This window comes from Pseudomonas sp. GW460-LB5, from assembly GCF_059423245.1.
The window spans coordinates 1-6,214 of the sequence record NZ_JBWKXT010000112.1; the positions used below are offsets into that span (position 1 = coordinate 1).

Here is a 6,214-nt window from a genome sequence, read left to right on the forward strand (position 1 = left end):
CGCTGACGACTCATGGCACCTCCTATTTGGGCCTCATTATGAGGCTTGGAGGTGTCTACGAAACCAGGGGCGATTCATGGTATGGTTTGTTGATTACCACTGCTAATGGTTACTTGCACTGCGTTGAGCCGCGGCGAGTAGGGGCTCCAACCATTAATACTCTAAAACTTTATCGGCTTCATGAAGAAAGAAGAAGTTTTCCTGATCAGGTTGAAATGAAAAGTTTCTTTGATTTGATTTCTTCCATGTTGTCGATTATTAAGTATAAGAAGCATAATTGGATTATATGTGAGGGTTTTGATGATGTTTGTTATCTCAAAGCGCATTTGCAGCTTGATGATGCAGATACCACGATAATACCGCTTAATGGTTGTGGTAACGTTGTGAAAGTGTTCAAATTTCTAAGGGTTCCTTTTGAGGACAAGAAAGAGAACTCAATGATTAAGGGAAGGGTTCTGTGTATAACGGATACTGATTCTCAGGACTTGGTAAGGGTTGCAGACTTCGAGAGCAATTCGACTAGTAAGAAGCTCGACTTGTGGCGATGGCAGGCAGCAATTAAGAAGCCTGTGGCTGATTTGGTGAATACGCGAAGTAATGCCGTTGCTCCAACAGAGATCGAGGATTGCCTTAGCGCCTCAGCATACTATAGAGCTGTGTCGCAGGTTGCCGAGAGAGATGATGAGCTAAAGTCAATGCTTACGCACTTCGAACAGGTTGAAGATGCTGAGTTGTCCCTATTGAGGGACCTTGCTTTCCTACAGCCGAAAGGGGCAAGAGGGCATAAGATTAAGTCAGATTGGATAGACAGACTTTCTTCAGATGTCGCTAAGCACGCGATTGCAGAGGCTTACCTGGAAAATATTAAAGAAGAAGAAAGAACATTGGTGTGGACTAATAAGGTTCACGCCTTCTTCAACTAGTAATTGTTTTCTGGTTTCTTATGTGAGGCCCCTGGTTCGTTGTTCTAGTGTATTGCAGGGGTCTGGCATGAGAGTGCTAGCGAGACTGACTTCAAATATGTACGGGGCTTGCCGTCGGCTGAGGTTATTCAGCGACACGTTAATTTTGTGTCGCTGAGTTGTCAGTGTGTTTCGGTGTAAACCCAATCCGCCGGTTTCCGACATGCCTGCCAGCTAGAATAATGAAATATCAGGCACTATAAAGTCACCCAGCGGTGGCTTAGGTGCGAAGGCGTTCTATCGCTGATGCAATGGCGTCGGCATTGGTATCTAGTGACTGAAGGCAGGTAATTCTATTCTCATGGACATTCACGGACCCTCGCTGCCGGATCCAAGTGCTTACTTCTTCGATGGCTGCCCTCAAGGCTGTCTGGTTCATGAGCAGCAGTTTTAGGGCGTCAGCGGTTGCAGCGGCCTTATCATGCATGGGCGGCGTCCAGTGTGATCATGAGAGTGGGCTTCAAGCCTACACCAACAGCTCGCTTCATTCCCCGTCTGATCTTATCGCTCTTTCCAGCTTGTCTACCAATTCGGTAAGGCTGATCCCTAGCACTGCACACAAGTCTCTAAGCTGCACGATGTCAAGCCGACGGGGCCCGCTTTCAACATCACTCATGAACGACTGTGGGTGATTGAGCGCCTTCGAGCACTGCACCTGTGTCAAGTCTGCGGCGTTTCTGTGCTTTCTCAGTAGACTACACGCTACGCCAAACGGACCTTCGCTTGCAGCAGAATATCGGCACTGAATCGAGGCTGGAATATCTTCTTGGAGACTGGCCAAAGACGGCCAAGAATGGGTCAGTGCTTAATGCTTCTGGTTGGCCGGCTGCGAGCTGCACAGCACGATTTCAGAATATCTGGGGGCGGGTGAATCCGTCCTAGGGCGTCGCTGGAATCGCTTACTATGAGCTTACAGGGCCATTGGCGGCTTTGGTCACTCCCAAGCCCAGACGCTGCATCACACGCATCACAGCAGTTGGTGACCATTGCCCACCACGAGCAGTGGGTATGTTGCGTGCTATGAGGCAGTCAGCTACGGCCTGTAGACTGCTGGCGCCCTTAAGTACACACAGTTCAATGGCGTCCTTGACCAGTGCTGCACGGTCATCTGCCTGCTGACGCTGTGTAGTGTGGCCTTTCACTCGGTTCAGCTGCTTACGGCCCTTCGCCAGCGCCTGTGTGCGGTTCTCTATCTTCTGCACTGCTTCTGCATCACCAGCAGCAGCCCGAGCTTCCAGCGACTTTAGAGCCGCCTTGGTGCGTTCGCTGATGAAGCGGCGTTCTTGTTCAGCAAGTACGGCGTAGATATGAAGCTGGAATGCATCGGCGGTGGGCATCGTTGCTACCCGGAACTCGTGACGCTTCATCAAGCCCGCTATGTGCTCTACGTCGCGGCTAAGCCTGTCCAACTTAGCTACCACTACTGGGTGACCGTCTGCGAACGCTTTGGCCCCTGCTGTACGCTCTAGCGGGTGAATGCCACCAGATACGCCCACATCTTCAAACTCAGCCACTACTACCCAGCCGTGCTGCTCGGCAGCGAACTTGATGTATTCCCGCTGGGCTTCAAGACCCAAACCTGACTCGCCTTGGCCCTTGGTGGATACGCGATAGTAGGCGACAACTTCCATGGCGGGGGATTCCTTGCGGATGGCTGATGATGTCATTTTACAACTGTGCCAACGAACGTTCAACCAATGTAATGATATTTACGCTGTCTATACATGCGAAAAAGCCCGTACTAAGACGGGCTGGTGTGCTGGACAGGCAGTATGTCCACATAAATTTTGTAGAAGATAGAGAAAAGGGTAAGTTGGCTTAGTGCCTGTAGTGCAGATGCCCGCAAATGCTGGGCTTCAGGGGGGTAGCGGCATCTAGACAGCCAAGAGAGATCGTTAACTGGATTAGTTATGGCGTTAGTTCTTCATGAGCTCTTTGGCGGCTGTTTATGAGCGGTGAGTGCGGCACAGGGCACCGATCTTGGCAAGCTAATCTAGGCAGTAGTCCACTATGGATTACGTGCACTGTGCCTAGATCGGCTGGAAAATAATAGTATTATAAATGCAATATAGCGATTTAGTTGCCGCAGAAAAAAGAGCATATTCGTGCGGTCGCTAGGCGAGCCTTAGCTGGATTTTTAGCATAGGGCTTGTTCAATGTTTTCGATGGATCCAAGCCAGCCTGCCTTGCCATTTGCTAGCTCAAACCCAAAGCGTTTGCCGAAAGCGCTCGACTTTTCGTTTGCAGCTTCGATGGCGATGTATTTGTAACCAATTTCTGGTGCAAGTTGTACAAGCCAATTCAATAAGTCTCGACCGTGTCCTTGGCGCTGCTCTTCGAAACAGATTCGAGCAATGACCAGTGTTTCTCTCGGCCAGCCGACTTCTAGATTAGGGAAGAGTCGGAAATATAGGTCATACTGGTACATGGGGTTGTCGGCTTTAACTGTTGAACCTAAACCGATATGCAGGTAGCGGTTCACCTTAGACTTCGTGAGATCGAATTGTTCTTGAAGAAATAAAGAAAGCTTTTGCTTCAGGTGTAAGCATGCTGCATCGGCATAGTCACCCCATACATCTTCATGGGAGTTGAGTTCGGGTTTTATAGTGTTCACGGCAGTGGCTCCTGGTTGCCTTGGTTTATTTTCAAGTCAGTGTGCTTTTTGCATAGGTGTAGGGGCGGGAAAGCCCCGAAAGCTGTTGGTATTAACCGTGCCGCAACATATTAAATGCTTCGATATGTGGTGGCGCGCAAGCTGTATTCAATGCAGTGTGCTAGCCGTCGGGTGTGGAAAAAACCTCTTAGAGAATCTTTAAGAAGAAATTTCCGAGTCTATATGGTGCAGCTGTCGGTAAGGGCTGATCCAACCGCTTACCGTTCTCGTGGTCTTCCCAACCTCTTTGGCTATACTCTCGATGCTGTGCTTCTGTGTCCATAGCTTCAGGGCCTTTTGTTTTAAAGCCTCTCGATTCGCTTTTGACTCTGACTCTGGTGCGATGTAATCTTCAGAGTAGGTTTCGTTGATTATGCAGTTTCCTATCTTTTCTGATAGGAATTTTGCGATGTCAAGGTCCTGTACAAACAGTATGATGTTGCTCTGGCTGGTTCTTGATCTCAGTGCAGTTCTACAGGCTGATTGAAGGGTTGATTCGTAGAATCTTTCATACTTCACTGCGTTCTTGATTTCATCGGGTGATACAGTGTTGTCGATTGATAACAATTCTGCCAGGGTCAGCAGGTTCCTACCTTCTACCGGGGTTATGTTTCCATGCTGGAGACAGATGGCAATTTTGTATTCTGAATACTCATTGATGCCTCTATTGTCGATGGGGATAAACTTTATGTTGCTTTGCTCTTGGCCTTGTGGAATTGGTAGCTCCGGTGTGCACCACTGATGTGCCACCAAAATCGCGCATCTACTTCCGATAATTCTAAATACATCGACCTGCAACCATGCATCTAGCAAACAGCCTTCTTGATAGTCTGGATAAATTTTTCCTCCCTTCATGAGTGCTGCGCTTTTTGAGTAAGATCGGTTCCTGAAGAACGGGTGAATTTCTACTTTGTTTCCATATCCGGTGAAGTCTATATCTGCTTCGACTGTGCGTATTCTCCAGCCTGCACCTTTAAGGGTGACGCCAAGAAGCGTTCTCTCTACTTCAGCACCCATGATTACCGTTTCTTCTGCAGCATCGAATGCAGGGATGTAATGCTTGATCCCAATGACTCTTAGTGTTCGCTTCAGTTTCCTGTCGAGTTCATCAATCTCAACCGCATACCTGCAATCTAATAATGCCTTGAGAACGCTGCGTGCGTCAGAGGTAAGAGTTGAGTCTTCTCCGTTGGCCAGTGCTTCAATTAGCGTGCGGCAATCGCTCCTCGCATATAGTCTGCTCTTGTCGCCAGCTTTGATCACATCAGTGATGCTGTCGAATGTCTTATGGAAAGAGAGGTCAGTGAAATTGTATGTTGAACATTCCCAGGTTGTTGGGACTTCGTCTACGTACAGTTTCCATCCCTGCAAAGTTTCAGCGTTGATAAGTCTTAGGGACTCATGTGTACAGATGAGAATCCTGTGGGTGCGGTCGAGTAGGCTATTCTCTAAGCACTTTACGACAGATCCGTTTACTGTATTGCTGTCGATGGCATTAAAATTCATCTTCAGGTCCTGCATTCGGTTTTGGACTTCTGCTGAAAGGATTTTGGTTGGAAATACAAGGACAGAGTGTTGGTCGTTTAGTTTGGTAAGCTGGTTGATCAGCCAAGATGTTTTTCCAGCTCCTGGTGGTGCGATTAATGCGTGTATGACTTTCATGAGTGGTAAGGATTTGATGTGATTAACTGAATACAGGGCGTGCCAATGCACTGCCAGAGCTATGAGTCTCTAGTCAAAAGTGGTCGAGGTCTCAACGACGCTCTGACAGCTCATTGTGGATCTAAAAAATGATTCGTGTTCAGCCAGTCTTTTGGGCTGAAGGTCGCCGCCGTCAGTATTGCGAATGTTTGAGTAAGCTGAAGTTGGCTGTGATTTTAGATGTGATTTTTTTGTTTGTTTACTTCATTGTTCCATTCAGATGCCCGTTCTTTCCGGTAGTGTTGTAGCGATGCTAGTGTAGGGGTGTGGTGTGGGTGCTGACTTAAGAATAGTTTAAGAAATACGATGTCAGAATCGTCTGCCGTTACCGAGAAATAGTCTTCGTGTTCATCGTAGTAGTGTGTCGCACCCCTGATTTCTCCATTGGGTGTGATCTGAAGATAGTATCGTGGAGGGTCAATAATGTCATCGTCATCCGGGGTCGTGGTTGGCATCAAGTTAATGTCAATTACTGTGGCCCATTCGATTGGGTAAAGCTCGCCATGATCAGGGTTGATGAAAGGCCGATTTTCATAAATGAAGTGATCTTTGTGGTTTTCAGTTGGAAATGGTTTGTTATATTTCATAAGGCAATACCTATCAGGCGCTTAATGTAAAGCGATTTATGATTGTGTTCGTGGCGATAATAACTGTTTGAAAGTTTTGGGTGCAGGCCGTGAAGTATGATTTTTGTATTTGGTTAGTGTGGTTTTGAAAGTCCTATATATCGCACTGTAATTCAAGGGTTTTCTATCGCTGTCAGTGCTCTGCAGCGGTTGGCGTATTTTGCTCTTTTGAAAGTGCTTGTCAATCGGTGCGTGGAATTTTTTATTTGGCTTGATAAAGTTAGTTACTTACTTACTTACTTACTTACTTACTTACTTGCTTACTTGCTTAC

Annotated in this window: 6 protein-coding genes; 1 reads left to right on the forward strand and 5 read right to left on the reverse strand. The window is 47.3% G+C overall.

All coding sequences use genetic code 11. From position 1 onward, the window contains the following. On the forward strand, nt 1-923 hold a 923-nt coding region (locus tag AC07XM_RS30725; RefSeq protein ID WP_256596991.1), incomplete at its 5' end, for a hypothetical protein. Nucleotides 924-1,446: 523 nt separating this feature from the next. Here AC07XM_RS30725 and AC07XM_RS30730 read toward each other — a convergent pair. The 5 genes from AC07XM_RS30730 to AC07XM_RS30750 all read right to left on the reverse strand — a co-directional run bounded on the left by AC07XM_RS30730 (nt 1,447) and on the right by AC07XM_RS30750 (nt 5,903). After that, on the reverse strand, nt 1,447-1,743 hold the full coding sequence (locus tag AC07XM_RS30730; RefSeq protein ID WP_219736063.1) for a helix-turn-helix domain-containing protein: 297 nt from the start codon (nt 1,741-1,743) through the stop codon (nt 1,447-1,449). Between the two features lie 121 nt (nt 1,744-1,864). Next, on the reverse strand, nt 1,865-2,593 hold the full coding sequence (locus tag AC07XM_RS30735; protein WP_102690281.1) for a recombinase family protein: 729 nt from the start codon (nt 2,591-2,593) through the stop codon (nt 1,865-1,867). Nucleotides 2,594-3,099: 506 nt separating this feature from the next. Next, nucleotides 3,100-3,576 carry a GNAT family N-acetyltransferase gene (locus AC07XM_RS30740; RefSeq protein WP_102690282.1) on the reverse strand — a complete coding sequence of 159 codons (477 nt, stop codon included), beginning with the start codon at nt 3,574-3,576 and terminating at the stop codon, nt 3,100-3,102. Nucleotides 3,577-3,774: 198 nt separating this feature from the next. Continuing rightward, complete coding sequence (locus tag AC07XM_RS30745) at nt 3,775-5,121, reverse strand: helix-turn-helix domain-containing protein (protein WP_146024572.1); 1,347 nt, start codon at nt 5,119-5,121, stop codon at nt 3,775-3,777. Nucleotides 5,122-5,492: 371 nt separating this feature from the next. Beyond that, a complete protein-coding gene (locus AC07XM_RS30750) occupies nt 5,493-5,903 on the reverse strand; it encodes a hypothetical protein (RefSeq protein ID WP_146024573.1) in 411 nt (136 codons plus the stop codon). Nucleotides 5,904-6,214: the final 311 nt, after the last annotated feature.

Coding starts and splice junctions, on each gene's coding strand:
- AC07XM_RS30745 (WP_146024572.1), bottom strand. CDS start 5,121: ATGAATTTTAATGCCATCGACAGCAATACAGTAAACGGATCTGTCGTA.
- AC07XM_RS30735 (WP_102690281.1), bottom strand. CDS start 2,593: ATGGAAGTTGTCGCCTACTATCGCGTATCCACCAAGGGCCAAGGCGAG.
- AC07XM_RS30750 (WP_146024573.1), bottom strand. CDS start 5,903: ATGAAATATAACAAACCATTTCCAACTGAAAACCACAAAGATCACTTC.